Here is an 18,066-nt window from a genome sequence, read left to right as displayed (position 1 = left end):
TATGACCATCAAGACTTGGTCCATCACTCTAATGGCGTTGCGGAAGCAAGCCCACCTGGATAAGTGGGGCCCCGCGCTTGCGTGACACGAATGTGCCACGTCCGGGTGGCATGGGCCGCGCCCGGACGTTACCGAGGATGTCGCCCTCCATCGGGTCGCCGGACAGCACCACACCCTGTGCGCCGAGCTCCTTGACCCGCTGCATGAACGACTCGTACATGGAACGCGAGGCTCCCGCAGCGTTGCGGGCGATGATGAACTTGACGCCCACGTCACGCGCGAAGGGCAGATGCTCGACGAGGGCCGACAGCGGGTTCCCGGAGTTCGTGGCGACCAGTTCGTAGTCGTCGACGATGATGAACAGCTGCGGGCCGTTCCACCAGCTGCGGTCGCGCAGCTGTTGCGGCGTGATGTCGGGCTTGGGCGCGCGCATCTCCATGAACTGCCGGATGGCGTCCATGTGGACGTCCATCGCGGACGCCATCGGCGCGTACTCCAGCAAATGTTCCTCGGAGACCGTCTCCAGCATCGTGCGACGGTAGTCGCCGACGACGATCCGGGCCTCCGAGGGCGTATAACGCTCGGCGATCTGCTTCGCGATCAGGCGCAGCAGGTTCGTCTTTCCCGACTCGCTCTCCCCGAAGATCAGGAAGAAGGGGTCCGTGTCGAAGTCGATGAAGACCGGTTCGAGGTTGGCTTCGTCGATGCCGATCGCGATGCCGTGCTGCGGGAACTCGAAGCCCTTGGGCAGTTGGTCGGCCGGCAGCCTGCGGGGCAGCAGGCGGACCGTCGGGGCCGCAGGGCCCTGCCAGTTGCCCTTGACCGCCTGCACCAGCTGGGCTGTGGCGTCCGACAGACCGTCCGCGTCCGACGAGGAGTCGATACGCGGCAATGCCGTCATGAAGTGCAGCTTCTCCGGGACCTGGCCACGCCCTGGTACACCCGCCGGCACGTTCGCCGCGACCCTGCGGTCGAACTCGGAGTCCATGACGTCACCGAGACGCAGTTCCAGTCGGCCCAGGATCTGGTCCTTGAGCGCGGACCGTACCTCCATGTAACGCGAGGCGGAGAGGACGATGTGGATGCCGTAGCCGAGACCGCGGCCCGCGATGTCGTTGACGACACCCTCCAGAGCGTCGTAGTCGCCCTTGAAGTTTCCCCAACCGTCGACAACCAGGAACACGTCGCCCCAGGCCTCACCGGGCAGCTCGCCGGCAGCGCGCCGTCGACGGTACGTGCCGATCGAGTCGATGCCGTTCGCGCGGAAGAACTGCTCGCGGCGGTTGAGGATCCCCGCCACCTCCGCGACCGTACGGCGGACCCGCTCGGGGTCCAGGCGGGAGGCGACTCCGCCGACATGCGGCAGGTCCGACAGGGACGACAGGCCGCCGCCACCGAAGTCCAGGCAGTAGAACTGCACCTCGTGCGGCGTGTGGGTCAGCGCGAAGGACGCGACCAGCGTGCGCAGGAGTGTGGACTTGCCGGACTGCGGGCCGCCCACCACCATCATGTGGCCCGCCGCGCCCGAGAAGTCCCGGTACAGCACCTCGCGCTTCTGCTCGAACGGTTTGTCGATCAGGCCGAGGGGGACGGCCAGGCCGCCCAGCCGCGTGAACCCGGCGGCCTGCAGGCCGCGTTCGGTGGTCGTGGCCAGCGGCGGCAGCAACTGATCCAGCGTCGGCGCCTGATCCAGCGGCGGCAGCCACACCTGATGGGCGGGCACACCCTGCCCCTCCAGCCGCTGCACGACGACGTCCAGCACGGTGTCGGCCAGCGCGTCGTCCTCCTGCCGAGAGGGGGCCTGTGCCTGCGCCGGGTCCGGAGCCGCGTAGACCACCGGCACCGGCGTCGCCGTGAACAGCGCAGGCCTGCGCTCGATCGGCAGCCGGTCCCGGGAGACCTCGGGGCCGCCCGCGCGGTACGTGCCCGAGACGTACGCCGCCTTGAAGCGGGTCATCTCGTCCGTACCGAACTTCAGATACCCGGAACCGGGCACGGACGGCAGGTGGTACGCGTCCGGCACGCCCAGTGCCGCGCGCGACTCGGCGGCCGAGAACGTACGCAGGCCGATCCGGTACGAGAGATAGGTGTCCAGGCCGCGCAGCCGACCCTCCTCCAGGCGCTGCGAGGCGAGCAGCAGATGCACACCCAAGGAGCGGCCGATGCGGCCGATCTGGATGAACATGTCGATGAAGTCCGGCTTCGCCGTGAGGAGTTCGCTGAACTCGTCGATCACGAGGACGAGCGAGGCCAGCGGCTCCAGCGGCGCACCGGCGGCCCGCGCCTTCTCGTAGTCGTGGATGTTGGCGTAGTTGCCCGCCGAGCGCAGCAGCTCCTGGCGGCGCTGGAGTTCGCCGCGAATCGCGTCGCCCATGCGGTCGACGAGGGTCAGGTCGTCGGAGAGGTTGGTGATGACGGCGGCGACGTGCGGCATCTGCGACATGCCGGCGAAGGTGGCGCCGCCCTTGAAGTCCGCGAGGACGAAGTTCAGCGTCTCCGAGGAGTGCGTGACCGCGAGGCCCAGCACCAGCGTGCGCAGCAGCTCCGACTTACCGGAACCGGTGGCGCCCACGCACAGACCGTGCGGGCCCATGCCGTCCTGCGCGGCCTCCTTCAGGTCCAGCATCACGGGCCGGCCGTCCTCGCCGACACCGATCGGCACCCGGAGGCGCTCCGGCGTCGACCGGGGCCGCCACGTACGGCTCACGTCCACGGATGCGGCGTCGCCGAGACCCAGCAGATCCGTGAAGTCCAGGTTGGCGAGCAGCGGTTCGTCATCGTCCCCGCCGCCCATGCGCAGCGGAGCCAGCTGCCGGGCGAGCGCCTCGGCGGCGGGCAGCGACAGCCCGTCGGGCGTGCCCTCGTAGGCGACTCCGGCTCCCGAGTCCAGCCACAGCCGGTCCGGTCGTACGACGATGGAGAGGCCGCCCCGTGGCTGGTCGAGCTCGCCCGGGACCACTTCGATGATCGTCACGCCCTGCAGGCCCTCCGCGGCCGCGAAGGCAGAGGTCGGGGGCACGATCCCGCCGTCGAGAACGATCACGAGATGCGGCTGGTCCAGGACAGGCTGGCCGTCCCGGCTGAAACGCGGGCGGCCTTCGAGCCGGGCCGACAGCAGTTGCTCCAGCTCACCGAGGTCGTCACCGAACAGCCGCCGTGTACCCGAGCCGTCGAACTGGCCGGGCAACTGGCTGTGCGGCAGCCACTTGGTCCAGTCCCAGCGGCCCACCGCGTTCGGGGCGGCGACGACGGCCACCATCAGGTCGTCGGGGGAGTGCAGCGTGGTGAGTTGGGCCACCAGGGCACGCGTCGCGGCCTGTGCGCTCTCCTGCTCACCGGATATCGTCACGTGATAGAAGGCGCGCAGCGACACCGCGACCGGCAGCCCGTCCAACTGACCGTGCACGGCGAGGAACCGCTGCATGGCCCCGGCGCACAACGGCTCCAACTCGTCCACGGGCGCCGTGTCCGGAGCCACCAAGGGCGAGGCCAGTTGCTGCGGGCCCAGGCCGATCCGTACCTGCCCGAAGTCGGCGTCCCCGACACGGCGTTCCCACACCCGGCTGCCCTCGGCGACCACCGACCACAACTGCTCGGGGGATGGGTGCAGATACAGCTGCGCGTCGCGCTGCTTCAAGCCCGTCCTGCGGACCGTACGCCGCGTCTGCGCGAGATATTTGAGGTAGTCCCGGCGCACATCGGCCATTTGCCCCTGCGTACCGCGGCGGTGCCGGACGATCTGCGCGATCACCATTGCGGCCGTCGACACGAGCATCACCACACCCATGATCCGCATGAACGGATGGGCGTTCGGGGACGCGAAGTAGAACACCACCGACGAGCCCATGCCGAGCGTCGGCAGGATCTGCATCAGCATGCCCTCCTGCTGACCGCGCGGCAGCTCTGGAGGAGGCTCCAGTCGCAGCTCATCCGAGGGCACTTCGGGCGGAAGGGAACGCGGTGGGCGCTTGATGACGATCTGGCTCACCGGAGCATCAATCCCCCTATACGGACGGGCAGTTTCGTACCGGCACCCCCGTGGTGGCGGTCGCCCTCCGCTTGTCGGCGATCCTACTTGTCACTACTGACGGAGCCTGCCGGTAGGGTGACGCCCGCAGCGTACGCATCCGCGAAGCAGGGGGTCAGTGAAGGTGAGTACGACCGCGACGACCGGGTTCTGCCGAGTCACTGTCGTGGCACCCGACAGCCGTATCGACGTCGCCCTCCCGGTGGACATCGCCATCGCCGACGTCTATCCGGAGATCCTGCGTCTGACGGGCCAGACCCAACCGGTCGGCACTCCGGCGGGCTACCACCTCGTACGGCGTGACGGCACCGTCCTCGAAGGCGCCCGCACGCTCGCCGGTGAACGGGTGCTCGACGGTGAGGTGCTCAGCCTGCGCCCCTTCGCCGAGTCGCTGCCACCGGCAGTCCACGACGACGTCTCCGACGCGGTCGCCTCCGCGGTCGTTCGCGACCGCCACCTGTGGAGCGACGACCTGCTGCGCGCCGCCGGACTGATCGGCGGCGCCCTGCTCCTGCTGCTCGTCGCCTTCGTGCTCTGGTACGCCGATCCGGTCCGCCACGACATGCACGGCTTGCCCGGCCTCATCGGGGGCGGGCTCGGCGTACTCCTCGTCGCCTACGCGGCCGTGCGCGCGCGTGTGTACGCCGACCGCCTCGCGGCCGTCGCCCTCGGGCTGGCCGCGCAGCCCCTGCTCCTCCTCGCCGGTTCCGGAATCGTCGGCCCGGCGGGCGGTCAGGGGCCCGGCAGGCTTCAGTTCATGCTGGGCTGCGTGGCCGTCCTGGTCGCCTCCGTCGCCCTCGTCGCGCTCACGCCCAGTGGGGACGCACCCTTCGTGGCCTCCGCCTTCCTAGCGGCGGTGGGCACCCTCGCCACCTTCGTGGCGATCGTCGCGGACGCCTCCGCGACCGAGGCCGCCTCGGTGTGCGCCCCGGTCGCCATCGGACTCGTCGCCTTCCTGCCGGGCCTGTCGGCCCGTTTCGCCCGTCTGCCCATCGGCTACGCGGCGCCGCGCTCCGCCATGCACGAGGACTTCGACCTGGATCCCGGCCAGGGTCCGGACACCGACCCCTTGGACGCCGAACGTATCGCGGCCCAGGCCCGACGGGGTCACGAGATGCTCCTGGGTCTCGTCGGCGGTACCTCCGCCGTGGCCGTCGCCTCCGCTGCCGTCCTCGGCTTCTCGGACGACATCTGGGGCCAACTCCTGGCTCTCGCCTCGGGCCTGGCCATGCTGATCCGAGCCCGGCTCTTCCGCTACACCTCCCAGGTGGCGTGTGCCCTCGTCGCCGGCCTCGCGGCCATCGCGCTCCTCCTCGTCGGCCTCGCGCTCAACCCGCCGACCGGGGCTCTCACCGAGTTCGTGCTGCACGACGACCGGGGCGCGCTGGACCTCCGGACCATCTGGCTGACGGTGGCCGTCGCGGCCGGAGCCGCACTGCTCGCGGCGATCGGGCTGATCGTCCCGCAGAAGGGCCTGTCCCCGTTCTGGGGCCGCTTCCTCGACATTGCCGAGGGCTTCGTGCTGCTCACGCTGATTCCGTTGTGTCTGGCGGTGCTGGGCGTCCTCACGGCCGTCCGTTCCCTGACCGGCTGAGGAAAGCGGACCGGCGGTACGGAGCGGGTGCCAAGCCCGCCCTCCAGCCTGGTAACCTCAATGACGGCCGTTTGTGTGCGCACCCCCGAACTCCGGAGGCAGCTCCCGACGGATCCCGTCACCAGAGTCACGTAAGCCCCCCTGAGAAGAAGACCAGGGGCACTCGGTGGCATCAATGAGACTCAAGAGGAGTATCGCGTGTCGCTCGACGCCGCTACGAAGAAGCAGATCATCAGCGAGTTCGGTACCAAGGAGGGCGACACCGGCTCCCCCGAGGTCCAGGTCGCGATGCTCTCCCGCCGTATCTCCGACCTGACGGAGCACCTCAAGACCCACAAGCACGACCACCACTCCCGCCGTGGTCTGCTGATCCTGGTCGGTCAGCGTCGCCGTCTGCTGCAGTACCTCGCCAAGAAGGACATCCAGCGCTTCCGTGCGCTGGTCGACCGCCTCGGCATCCGCCGCGGTGCGGCGGGCGCCAAGTAGGACGCCGTGCAGGGGAGCGGTTCCCGGGAGAATCGGGACCGCTCCCTTTGCTGTACACCCCTCCGCGACACCCGCCGGATCCCCGGCGTGACCTCGCCGGAAGGGGGCGCGCGGCCCCGTCGTACGCGGGACGTACAGGCGGAAACGTGCGGAGTGTCACCACCCCTTTGTAGTGTGGTAGCACGACGCAATAGGCACGACACAGTGTGAGGACGCCCGGGCACGGGCGACCGCACGCACACCGAACGAGGAGAAGCGCACCTCGCCGCCGCCGGTCCTCGGTAGTGGCCCCCGGGGAATTGCGAACCCCGAGGGCTTCGATCGAAGACCGGCCCGCACCAGACGGCGCGCTTCTCCGCCACCGTCCCCCTGCCACACGGGCGGGATCCGGGACGAAGACGAGGAGAATTTGCTAGTGGAGAACGAGACCCACTACGCCGAGGCCGTCATCGACAACGGTTCCTTCGGCACCCGCACCATCCGCTTCGAGACGGGCCGTCTGGCCAAGCAGGCCGCCGGCTCCGCCGTGGCGTACCTGGACGACGACACCATGGTGCTGTCGGCCACCACCGCCTCCAAGAACCCCAAGGACCAGCTCGACTTCTTCCCCCTCACGGTGGACGTCGAGGAGCGGATGTACGCCGCCGGCAAGATCCCCGGCAGCTTCTTCCGCCGTGAGGGCCGTCCCTCCGAGGACGCCATCCTCACCTGCCGCCTCATCGACCGCCCGCTGCGCCCGTCCTTCAAGAAGGGGCTGCGCAACGAGATCCAGGTCGTCGCCACGATCATGGCGCTCAACCCCGACCACCTGTACGACGTCGTGGCGATCAACGCCGCCTCCGCGTCCACGCAGCTGGCCGGTCTGCCCTTCTCCGGCCCGATCGGCGGCGTCCGCGTCGCGCTGATCAACGGCCAGTGGGTGGCCTTCCCGACGCACTCCGAGCTCGAGGACGCCGTCTTCGACATGGTCGTCGCGGGCCGCACCCTGGAGGACGGCGACGTCGCGATCATGATGGTCGAGGCCGAGGCCACCGAGAAGACCATCCAGCTGGTCAAGGGCGGCGCCGAGGCGCCGACCGAGGAGGTCGTCGCCGCCGGTCTGGACGCCGCGAAGCCCTTCATCAAGGTCCTCTGCAAGGCCCAGGCCGACCTCGCGTCGAAGGCCGCCAAGCCCACCGGCGAGTTCCCGATCTTCCTCGACTACCAGGACGACGTCCTGGAGGCCCTCACGGCCGCCGTCCGGGACGAGCTCGCGCAGGCGCTCACCATCGCGGGCAAGCAGGAGCGCGAGTCCGAGCTGGACCGCGTCAAGGCGCTCGCCGCCGAGAAGCTGCTCCCGCAGTTCGAGGGCCGCGAGAAGGAGATCTCCGCCGCGTACCGCTCGCTGACCAAGAGCCTGGTCCGTGAGCGTGTCATCAAGGAGAAGAAGCGCATCGACGGCCGCGGCGTGACGGACATCCGTACGCTCGCCGCCGAGGTCGAGGCCATCCCGCGCGTGCACGGCTCCGCCGTGTTCGAGCGTGGCGAGACCCAGATCCTGGGCGTCACCACCCTCAACATGCTCCGCATGGAGCAGCAGCTCGACACGCTGTCGCCGGTGACGCGCAAGCGCTACATGCACAACTACAACTTCCCGCCGTACTCCACCGGCGAGACGGGCCGCGTCGGCTCCCCGAAGCGCCGCGAGATCGGCCATGGCGCCCTCGCCGAGCGCGCCCTCGTGCCGGTCCTGCCGACGCGTGAGGAGTTCCCCTACGCGATCCGCCAGGTCTCCGAGGCGCTCAGCTCGAACGGCTCGACGTCCATGGGCTCGGTCTGCGCCTCCACCATGTCGCTGCTGAACGCCGGTGTGCCGCTGAAGGCCCCCGTCGCCGGCATCGCCATGGGTCTGATCTCCCAGGAGATCGACGGCGAGACGCACTACGTCACCCTCACCGACATCCTCGGTGCGGAGGACGCCTTCGGCGACATGGACTTCAAGGTCGCCGGCACCAAGGAGTTCGTCACCGCCCTCCAGCTCGACACCAAGCTGGACGGCATCCCGGCCTCCGTCCTGGCCGCCGCCCTCAAGCAGGCCCGTGACGCCCGTCTCCACATCCTCGACGTGATGATGGAAGCGATCGACACGCCGGACGAGATGTCCCCGAACGCCCCGCGGATCATCACCGTCAAGATCCCCGTGGACAAGATCGGTGAGGTCATCGGCCCCAAGGGCAAGATGATCAACCAGATCCAGGAGGACACCGGCGCCGAGATCACGATCGAGGACGACGGCACCATCTACATCGGTGCCGCCGACGGCCCGGCCGCCGAGGCCGCCCGCGCCACGATCAACGGCATCGCCAACCCGACCATGCCGGAGGTCGGCGAGCGTTACCTGGGCACCGTCGTGAAGACGACGACCTTCGGTGCGTTCGTGTCGCTGCTCCCGGGCAAGGACGGTCTGCTGCACATCTCGCAGATCCGCAAGCTCGCCGGTGGCAAGCGCGTGGAGAACGTCGAGGACGTCGTCGGCGTGGGCCAGAAGGTCCAGGTCGAGATCGCCGAGATCGACTCCCGCGGCAAGCTCTCCCTCATCCCCGTGATCGAGGGCGAGGAAGGTTCTGAGGACAAGAAGGACGACGGCGACAAGTGACGTCCCGTAGCTCCAAGGCGACGGCCCGCACCTCCACGGAGGCGCGGGCCGTCGCCCGTACCCAAACCCTGATCAAGGGCATGAACGGCATCGGTACGGTCCGCAAGACCACCCTCCCGGGCGGCCTGCGCATCGTCACCGAGACCCTGCCGTCCGTGCGCTCCGCGACCTTCGGGATCTGGGCGCACGTCGGCTCCCGCGACGAGACGCCCGCGCTGAACGGCGCCACGCACTACCTGGAGCACCTGCTCTTCAAGGGCACCGCCCGCCGTAGCGCGCTCGACATATCGTCCGCGATCGACGCGGTCGGCGGCGAGATGAACGCGTTCACGGCGAAGGAGTACACGTGCTACTACGCGCGCGTGCTCGACTCCGACCTGCCGCTGGCCATCGACACGGTCTGCGACATGCTCACCGGCTCGCTCATCCGCGAGGAGGACGTCGACGTCGAACGCGGTGCCATCCTCGAGGAGATCGCGATGACCGAGGACGACCCGGGCGACTGCGTGCACGACCTGTTCGCGCACACCATGTTCGGCGACACCCCCCTCGGCCGCCCGGTCCTCGGCACGGTCGACACGGTCAACGCCCTCAGCGCCGACCGCATCCGCCGCTTCTACAAGAAGCACTACGACCCCACCCACCTCGTGGTCGCCTGCGCCGGCAACATCGACCACAACAAGGTCGTACGCCAGGTCCGCGCCGCCTTCGAGAGCGCCGGCGCCCTCACCCGCGTCGACGCCACCCCGATCGCGCCGCGCGAAGGCACCCGGAGCCTGCGCACGGCCGGTCGTGTCGAGCTGATCGGGCGCAAGACCGAGCAGGCGCACGTCGTCCTCGGTATGCCCGGCCTTGCCCGCACCGACGAACGCCGCTGGGCTCTCGGCGTCCTCAACACGGCACTGGGCGGCGGCATGTCCTCCCGCCTCTTCCAGGAGGTCCGGGAGAAGCGCGGCCTCGCCTACAGCGTCTACTCGTACACCTCCGGCTTCGCCGACTGCGGCCTCTTCGGCGTGTACGCCGGCTGCCGCCCGTCCCAGGTCCACGACGTGCTCAAGATCTGCCGCGACGAACTCGACCAGGTCGCCGAGCACGGGCTGCCCGACGACGAGATCGAGCGCGCCATCGGCCAGCTGCGCGGCTCCACGGTCCTCGGCCTCGAGGACAGCGGCTCGATCATGAACCGCATCGGCAAGAGCGAGCTGTGCTGGGGCGAGCAGATGTCCGTCGACGAGATGCTGACCCGGATAGCCATGGTGACCCCGGACGAGATCCGCGCCGTGGCCCGCGAGATCCTGGGCCGGCGCCCCTCCCTGTCGGTGATCGGCCCGCTCAAGGACAAACAGGCGTCCCGTCTGCACGAAGCCGTCGCCTAACCCCAGTTAAGGAACCAAGCAATGAGCAAGCTGCGCGTGGCGGTCCTCGGTGCCCGGGGCCGCATCGGCTCCGAGGCCGTACGGGCCGTCGAGGCCGCCGAGGACATGGAGCTGGTCGCCGCCCTGAGCCGGGGCGACAAACTGGAGACGCTGGCGGAGACCGGTGCCCAGGTGGTTGTCGAACTGACCACCCCCGCCTCGGTCATGGACAACCTCGACTACTGCGTACGCCACGGCATCCACGCGGTCGTCGGCACCACGGGCTGGACCGACGAGCGCCTCGCGCAGCTGAAGGGCTGGCTGGACGGGTCCCCGGAGACCGGCGTACTCATCGCGCCCAACTTCTCCATCGGGGCCGTCCTGACGATGAAGTTCGCGCAGATCGCGGCGCCTTACTTCGAGTCCGTCGAGGTCGTCGAGCTGCACCACCCGAACAAGGTCGACGCCCCCAGCGGCACCGCCACCCGCACCGCCCAGCTCATCGCCGAGGCCCGCCGCGCGGCCGGTACCGCCCCGGCGCCGGACGCCACCACCACGGCCCTGGAGGGCGCGCGGGGCGCCGACGTCGACGGCGTCCCCGTCCACGCCGTCCGCCTCCGGGGCCTCCTCGCCCACCAGGAGGTCCTGCTCGGCGGTGAGGGCGAGACCCTGACGGTCCGTCATGACTCCCTTCACCACAGCAGCTTCATGCCGGGCATCCTGCTCGGCGCCCGCCGCGTGGTGACCACCCCGGGCCTCACCTTCGGCCTCGAACACTTCCTCGACCTGGGCTGACCGGCCAAAGGAACGTCATGCGCGCGAAGATCACCTACGCCGTCACGGCAGCCGTCCTGGTCGTCTACTTCGTCCTGGTCGGCAGCCGCGGGATCCTCCTCATAGAGACCGGCACACCGGTCACCATCGCCTTCGGCGTCGCCGTGCTCGTCCTGCCGGGAATCGGCCTGTGGTTCCTCTGGAAGAACACCCAGTTCGTCCGCAGGGCCAATCAGCTCGCCGCCGAACTCGACGCCGAAGGGGGCCTCCCTGTCGACGAGTTGAAGCGGACACCGAGCGGCCGCATCGACCGCGACTCGGCCGACGAGGTCTTCGCCCAGCGCAAGGCGGAGACCGAGGACGCCCCCGACGACTGGCGTACCTGGTTCCGTCTGGCCGTCGCCTACCACGACGCCCGCGACACACCCAGGGCCCGCAAGGCCATGCAGCGCGCCATCGCCCTCCACGACGGCAGGCCGGCGCCCGCCGCCTGAGCCGACGTGCCTCCGCACGGCGGTGAGGGGCCGGTCCGCACCTGCGGGCCGGCCCCTCACCGCCGTCTTCGACCTTGCCGGTGTCCGACTACGCGGCGCGTCCGTACTCCGCCGCCCATGCCTCGATCGTGTCGGCCGCCCGGTCGAAGGCCTCCGTACGCGCCAGGAAGTCGGCGTTGTGCGTGGTCATCAGCGGCGTCACATACTCCTGTACGCGGTCCCTGCGGACGAGGAGCAGCGCCTGTCCCTGCACGGACCGCGGGAGCCCGAGCCAGCGCACCGGCTGCTGCAGGGTACGCACCGAGACGCTGGCCTCCCAGGAGGCCGTACGGGTGCGGAAGAAGCCCACCTGCCGCACCCCCCGTGCGCTCACCCAGATGCCGACCCGCAGCAGTCGCAGCGCGCAGGTGATGACGAGCAGCGCCGCTCCGAAGAAGACCGCGCCCGCTTGCGGTGTCTCGGCCGCCGCGATGATGACCGCCGCGACCAGCACGTACGACGCGAGCAGCAGCAGGAGCGCGGCCGCGCCGACCCGCCAGGGGCCGGGCCGGTAGGGGCGCCGCCAGCGGTCACGGTCCTCGAACGGCAGCGGTTCGTCCACCGCATGGTCGAAGGCGCGGTCGGCGGTCAGGAAGGGCAGGGGCACGGGTGATCCTCACTCAATCCACGCACAGCTATCGCCGGGTGAGGCTACCGAGCCGGACCCCTCCCCACCACTCTCGGGGGTCCAACGGGGGCACAAGAGGGTGCAACTCGGGGCATCCGGACGCCTTGTCGGTGCCGGCCCGTAGAGTGGGCGCCGCCCGAGAGCAGCCATGGGAAGGATCCTCCGCGCCGTGACCGACACTCCCGTCGACGACCTCAAGCCCAGCTTCCGCAGCGATGTGACCGTCGAGTTGGTGAAGCACAGCGCCGCCGACTCGGACGTGCTGTGGGCCGCCCGCGTCTCCACCGCCGGCGAGCAGTCCCTGGAGGAGCTGCAGAAGGACCCCGAGCGTTCCAAGGGCCTCATCAACTACCTCATGCGGGACCGGCACGGCAGCCCCTTCGAGCACAACTCGATGACCTTCTTCATCAGCGCCCCGATCTTCGTCTTCCGCGAGTTCATGCGCCACCGGGTGGGTTGGTCCTACAACGAGGAGTCCGGCAGGTACCGGGAGCTCCAGCCCGTCTTCTACGTCCCCGACGAGGCCCGCAAGCTCGTCCAGGAGGGGCGCCCCGGCAAGTACGTCTTCGTGGAGGGCACCCAGGCGCAGCAGGAGCTGGTCGGGCGGGTCATGGAGGACTCGTACGTCCACGCCTACGAGGCGTACCAGGAGATGCTGGCCGCCGGCGTCGCGCGCGAGGTCGCCCGCTCGGTCCTCCCGGTCGGACTCTTCTCGTCGATGTACGCCACCTGCAACGCCCGCTCGCTGATGCACTTCCTCGGTCTGCGCACCCAGCACGAGCTGGCCAAGGTCCCGTCCTTCCCGCAGCGGGAGATCGAGATGGTGGGCGAGCGGATGGAGACCGAGTGGGCGAGGCTCATGCCGCTCACGCACGCCGCGTTCAATGCGAACGGCCGCGTCGCGCCGTAGCGACCGTCGACTTTCGGCCAGGCACAGATGTGCGGGTCAGCCGAGCGAAGTGTCCGTATTGCGGCATTTCGCGAAGTTCATCTAGCCTGATCAAACGGACCCGGCACTGCTTGAACCCCCGAGCAGGCAGTGCCGGGCTCCGCATTTGTCCTGACTTTTCCTGCCCCCCGAGGGCAGACCGCGCCCTGAGCAGCGAGTAGCGTGTTACCCATGGCTCCGACCTCGACTCCGCAGACCCCCTTCGGGCGGGTCCTCACCGCCATGGTCACGCCCTTCACGGCGGACGGCGCACTCGACCTAGACGGCGCGCAGCGGCTCGCCACCCACCTGGTGGACGCAGGCAACGACGGCCTGGTCATCAACGGCACCACCGGCGAGTCCCCCACCACCAGTGACGCGGAGAAATCGGACCTGGTACGAGCCGTCCTCGAAGCCGTCGGAGACCGCGCGCACATCATCGCCGGCGTCGGCACGAACGACACCCACCACAGCACCGAGCTGGCCCGCGCCGCCGAGAAGGTCGGAGCCCACGGCCTCCTCGTCGTCACGCCGTACTACAACAAGCCCCCGCAGGAAGGCCTGTACCGCCACTTCAAGGCGATCGCCGACGCGGCCGACCTGCCGGTCATGCTCTACGACATCCCGGGCCGCAGCGGTGTCCCGATCGACACCGAGACGATCGTCCGGCTCGCCGAGCACCCGCGCATCGTCGCCAACAAGGACGCCAAGGGTGACCTCGGCCGGGCCAGCTGGGCTATCGCCCGCTCCGGCCTCGCCTGGTACTCCGGCGACGACATGCTCAACCTCCCGCTGCTCTCCGTGGGCGCTGTCGGCTTCGTCTCGGTCGTCGGCCACGTCGTCACCCCCGAGCTGCGCGCCCTCGTCGAGGCGTACGTCTCCGGTGACGTCCAGAAGGCCACCGAGATCCACCAGAAGCTGCTCCCGGTCTTCACCGGCATGTTCCGCACCCAGGGCGTGATGACCACCAAGGCGGCGCTCGCCCTCCAGGGCCTGCCCGCGGGACCGCTGCGCGCTCCCATGGTGGAACTTTCGCCCGAGGAGACGGCCCAGCTCAAGATCGATCTTGGTGCCGGCGGGGTACAGCTCTGACACCGGACTTCGTACGACGCGACAACCAGACTTCACAACTGAATAGGCAGGACGACAGTGCCTGCATCCACATCCACAACTGCTTTTGCACGAACGTCATGCGCGCCACGTGCCACAGAGGTACGTGGCGTGCGTGGTGAGGAGAGTCTTTTGAGTCATCCGCATCCTGAACTCGGCCCGCCGCCGCCGCTCCCCGAAGGTGGCCTCCGGGTCACTCCCTTGGGTGGCCTCGGCGAGATCGGCCGGAACATGACCGTCTTCGAGTACGGCGGCCGACTGCTGATCGTCGACTGCGGGGTGCTCTTCCCCGAGGAGGAGCAGCCCGGAATCGACCTGATCCTGCCGGACTTCTCGTCCGTCAGGGACCGCCTCGACGACATCGAGGGCATCGTCCTCACGCACGGCCACGAGGACCACATCGGCGCGGTCCCGTATCTGCTGCGCGAGAAGCCCGACATCCCGCTGATCGGCTCCAAGCTGACCCTCGCCCTGATCGAGGCCAAGCTCCAGGAGCACCGCATCCGCCCGTACACCCTTGAGGTGGTCGAGGGGAACCGCGAGCGCATCGGCCCGTTCGACTGCGAGTTCGTCGCGGTCAACCACTCCATCCCGGACGCCCTCGCCGTGGCCATCCGAACCCCCGCGGGCATGGTGGTCCACACGGGTGACTTCAAGATGGACCAGCTCCCGCTGGACAACCGCCTCACCGACCTGCACGCGTTCGCACGACTGAGCGAAGAGGGCATCGATCTTCTTCTCTCCGACTCCACGAACGCAGAGGTTCCGGGGTTCGTTCCCCCTGAGCGTGACATCTCCAGCGTTCTGCGTCAGGTTTTCGCGGGCGCCCGGAAACGGATCATCGTGGCCAGCTTCGCCAGCCACATCCACCGCATCCAGCAGATCCTCGACGCCGCCCACGAGTACGGCCGCCGGGTCGCCTTCGTCGGCCGTTCGATGGTCCGGAACATGGGCATCGCCAGGGACCTGGGCTACCTGAGGGTTCCGCCGGGCCTGGTGGTGGACGTCAAGACCCTCGACGACCTCCCGGACCACGAGATCGTCCTCGTCTGCACCGGATCACAGGGCGAGCCGATGGCGGCCCTGTCCCGCATGGCCAACCGGGACCACCAGATCCGCATCGTCCAGGGCGACACGGTGATCCTGGCCTCGTCGCTGATCCCGGGCAACGAGAACGCGGTCTACCGCGTCATCAACGGCCTGACCCGCTGGGGCGCCAACGTCATCCACAAGGGCAACGCCAAGGTCCACGTCTCCGGACACGCCTCGGCCGGTGAGCTGCTGTACTTCTACAACATCTGCCGCCCGAAGAACCTGATGCCGGTGCACGGCGAATGGCGCCACCTGCGGGCCAACGCGGAACTGGGCGCCCTGACCGGCGTACCGCACGACCGCATCGTCATCGCCGAGGACGGCGTGGTCGTCGACCTCATCGAGGGCAAGGCCAAGATCGCGGGCAAGGTCCAGGCCGGTTATGTGTACGTCGACGGCCTCTCGGTCGGTGACGTCGGTGAGCCGGCGCTCAAGGACCGCAAGATCCTGGGAGACGAGGGCATCATCTCCGTCTTCGTCGTCGTGGACTCCTCCACCGGCAAGATCACCGGAGGTCCGCACATCCAGGCCAGGGGCTCCGGCATCGAGGACTCCGCCTTCAGCGCGGTCGCCCCGAAGATCACCGAAGTTCTGGAGCGTTCGGCACAGGACGGGGTCGTCGAGCCTCACCAGCTGCAACAACTCATCCGCCGCACCCTCGGCAAGTGGGTCTCGGACACCTACCGGCGTCGGCCGATGATCCTGCCTGTGGTGGTTGAGGTCTGACCCTCCGTCAGCGCCCATCCGGAGCGGGGCTCCTCGATTTGCATCGGGGCGCCCCGCTCCAGTACGTTTACGGCTCCGCCCAGGGGGGAACCCGGTGCAACTGACGCGCCAGGAGCCGCCTGGACCGGGTGGAAATCCGACTCAGAACTTCTGATAAAGTCGGAATCGCCGGAAAGGGAAACGCGGAAGCGGAAACCTGGAAAGCACCGAGGAAATCGGATCGGAAAACGATCTGATAGAGTCGGAAACGCAAGACCGAAGGGAAACTGCCCGGAGGAAAGCCCGAGAGTAGCTTGGGTGAGTACAAAGGAAGCGTCCGTTCCTTGAGAACTCAACAGCGTGCCAAAAATCAACGCCAGATATGTTGATACCCCGTTCCCGGCCGGTCATCGGTTGGGGCGAGGTTCCTTTGAAGCAAACACAGCGAGGACGCTGTGAACCATCGGATCATTCCTCCGGTGGTTCCGCTCTCGTGGTTTGCACCCGATTACGGGTACACATTCACGGAGAGTTTGATCCTGGCTCAGGACGAACGCTGGCGGCGTGCTTAACACATGCAAGTCGAACGATGAACCACTTCGGTGGGAATTAGTGGCGAACGGGTGAGTAACACGTGGGCAATCTGCCCTTCACTCTGGGACAAGCCCTGGAAACGGGGTCTAATACCGGATACAACCACTGCAGGCATCTGTTGGTGGTGGAAAGCTCCGGCGGTGAAGGATGAGCCCGCGGCCTATCAGCTTGTTGGTGAGGTAACGGCTCACCAAGGCGACGACGGGTAGCCGGCCTGAGAGGGCGACCGGCCACACTGGGACTGAGACACGGCCCAGACTCCTACGGGAGGCAGCAGTGGGGAATATTGCACAATGGGCGAAAGCCTGATGCAGCGACGCCGCGTGAGGGATGACGGCCTTCGGGTTGTAAACCTCTTTCAGCAGGGAAGAAGCGAAAGTGACGGTACCTGCAGAAGAAGCGCCGGCTAACTACGTGCCAGCAGCCGCGGTAATACGTAGGGCGCGAGCGTTGTCCGGAATTATTGGGCGTAAAGAGCTCGTAGGCGGTCTGTCGCGTCGGATGTGAAAGCCCGGGGCTTAACCCCGGGTCTGCATTCGATACGGGCAGACTAGAGTGTGGTAGGGGAGATCGGAATTCCTGGTGTAGCGGTGAAATGCGCAGATATCAGGAGGAACACCGGTGGCGAAGGCGGATCTCTGGGCCATTACTGACGCTGAGGAGCGAAAGCGTGGGGAGCGAACAGGATTAGATACCCTGGTAGTCCACGCCGTAAACGGTGGGAACTAGGTGTTGGCGACATTCCACGTCGTCGGTGCCGCAGCTAACGCATTAAGTTCCCCGCCTGGGGAGTACGGCCGCAAGGCTAAAACTCAAAGGAATTGACGGGGGCCCGCACAAGCAGCGGAGCATGTGGCTTAATTCGACGCAACGCGAAGAACCTTACCAAGGCTTGACATACACCGGAAACGGCCAGAGATGGTCGCCCCCTTGTGGTCGGTGTACAGGTGGTGCATGGCTGTCGTCAGCTCGTGTCGTGAGATGTTGGGTTAAGTCCCGCAACGAGCGCAACCCTTGTTCTGTGTTGCCAGCATGCCCTTCGGGGTGATGGGGACTCACAGGAGACTGCCGGGGTCAACTCGGAGGAAGGTGGGGACGACGTCAAGTCATCATGCCCCTTATGTCTTGGGCTGCACACGTGCTACAATGGCAGGTACAATGAGCTGCGAAGCCGTGAGGCGGAGCGAATCTCAAAAAGCCTGTCTCAGTTCGGATTGGGGTCTGCAACTCGACCCCATGAAGTCGGAGTTGCTAGTAATCGCAGATCAGCATTGCTGCGGTGAATACGTTCCCGGGCCTTGTACACACCGCCCGTCACGTCACGAAAGTCGGTAACACCCGAAGCCGGTGGCCCAACCCCTTGTGGGAGGGAGCTGTCGAAGGTGGGACTGGCGATTGGGACGAAGTCGTAACAAGGTAGCCGTACCGGAAGGTGCGGCTGGATCACCTCCTTTCTAAGGAGCATCTAGGTCCCGTCAAGGGATCCAGGGCCATAACGCAGGCGAGTGTTCTGCGGTGGTTGCTCATGGGTGGAACGTTGATTATTCGGCTGGTTTTCACGGGCCGGAGGCTGTTAGTACTGCTCGCAAGAGTGTGGAAAGCATG

Annotated in this window: 11 protein-coding genes and 1 rRNA gene; 10 read left to right on the top strand and 2 right to left on the bottom strand. The window is 67.9% G+C overall.

Features of this window, described 5'->3' with window-relative positions; genetic code table 11:
- Positions 1-28: 28 nt before the first annotated feature.
- Entirely contained in the window at positions 29-3,988 is a 3,960-nt protein-coding gene (gene eccCa, locus K1J60_RS12165; RefSeq protein WP_220646247.1) for a type VII secretion protein EccCa, read from the bottom strand.
- Between the two features lie 163 nt (positions 3,989-4,151).
- On the opposite strand from eccCa, the gene eccD reads away from it, so the two are divergent.
- From eccD to K1J60_RS12135, 6 genes are all read left to right on the top strand, one after another.
- On the top strand, positions 4,152-5,621 hold the full coding sequence (gene eccD, locus K1J60_RS12160; protein ID WP_220646246.1) for a type VII secretion integral membrane protein EccD: 1,470 nt from the start codon (positions 4,152-4,154) through the stop codon (positions 5,619-5,621).
- Between the two features lie 198 nt (positions 5,622-5,819).
- Positions 5,820-6,107: a 30S ribosomal protein S15 gene (gene rpsO / locus K1J60_RS12155; protein ID WP_030041128.1), complete on the top strand. Its 288-nt coding sequence runs from the start codon at positions 5,820-5,822 to the stop codon at positions 6,105-6,107.
- Between the two features lie 415 nt (positions 6,108-6,522).
- Entirely contained in the window at positions 6,523-8,742 is a 2,220-nt protein-coding gene (locus tag K1J60_RS12150) for a polyribonucleotide nucleotidyltransferase (RefSeq protein ID WP_220646245.1), read from the top strand.
- Positions 8,739-10,118 (top strand): M16 family metallopeptidase, encoded by a 1,380-nt coding sequence (locus tag K1J60_RS12145; RefSeq protein WP_033529272.1) that lies wholly within the window; start codon positions 8,739-8,741, stop codon positions 10,116-10,118. The genes K1J60_RS12150 and K1J60_RS12145 overlap by 4 nt, the downstream gene beginning before the upstream one ends.
- Positions 10,119-10,139: 21 nt before the next feature.
- The gene (gene dapB, locus K1J60_RS12140) at positions 10,140-10,892 is read left to right on the top strand and encodes a 4-hydroxy-tetrahydrodipicolinate reductase (protein ID WP_220646244.1); all 753 of its coding nucleotides are present in this window, start codon (positions 10,140-10,142) and stop codon (positions 10,890-10,892) included.
- 17 nt (positions 10,893-10,909) lie between these two features.
- A complete protein-coding gene (locus K1J60_RS12135) occupies positions 10,910-11,365 on the top strand; it encodes a tetratricopeptide repeat protein (protein ID WP_220646243.1) in 456 nt (151 codons plus the stop codon).
- Positions 11,366-11,453: 88 nt separating this feature from the next.
- Here the strand turns inward: K1J60_RS12135 and K1J60_RS12130 are convergent, their stop codons facing one another.
- The gene (locus K1J60_RS12130; RefSeq protein ID WP_220646242.1) at positions 11,454-12,011 is read right to left on the bottom strand and encodes a hypothetical protein; all 558 of its coding nucleotides are present in this window, start codon (positions 12,009-12,011) and stop codon (positions 11,454-11,456) included.
- Positions 12,012-12,201: 190 nt separating this feature from the next.
- On the opposite strand from K1J60_RS12130, the gene thyX reads away from it, so the two are divergent.
- The 4 genes from thyX (at position 12,202) to K1J60_RS12110 (ending at position 17,915) form a co-directional block, all read left to right on the top strand.
- Entirely contained in the window at positions 12,202-12,942 is a 741-nt protein-coding gene (thyX, locus tag K1J60_RS12125) for an FAD-dependent thymidylate synthase (RefSeq protein WP_220646241.1), read from the top strand.
- A 210-nt stretch (positions 12,943-13,152) separates the two neighbouring features.
- Positions 13,153-14,052, top strand: coding sequence for a 4-hydroxy-tetrahydrodipicolinate synthase (dapA, locus tag K1J60_RS12120; RefSeq protein ID WP_220646240.1), 900 nt, complete (start codon positions 13,153-13,155; stop codon positions 14,050-14,052).
- Positions 14,053-14,202: 150 nt separating this feature from the next.
- Positions 14,203-15,888, top strand: coding sequence for a ribonuclease J (locus tag K1J60_RS12115; RefSeq protein WP_220646239.1), 1,686 nt, complete (start codon positions 14,203-14,205; stop codon positions 15,886-15,888).
- Between the two features lie 500 nt (positions 15,889-16,388).
- A 16S ribosomal RNA gene (locus tag K1J60_RS12110) occupies positions 16,389-17,915 on the top strand.
- The last annotated feature ends 151 nt before the right edge of the window (positions 17,916-18,066 follow it).

The organism is Streptomyces akebiae (genome assembly GCF_019599145.1).
In the GTDB taxonomy this organism is placed as follows: Bacteria; Actinomycetota; Actinomycetes; order Streptomycetales; family Streptomycetaceae; genus Streptomyces; species Streptomyces akebiae.
The sequence above is the reverse complement of the archived record's forward strand: the minus strand, read 5'-3'. Positions and strand labels throughout refer to the sequence as shown.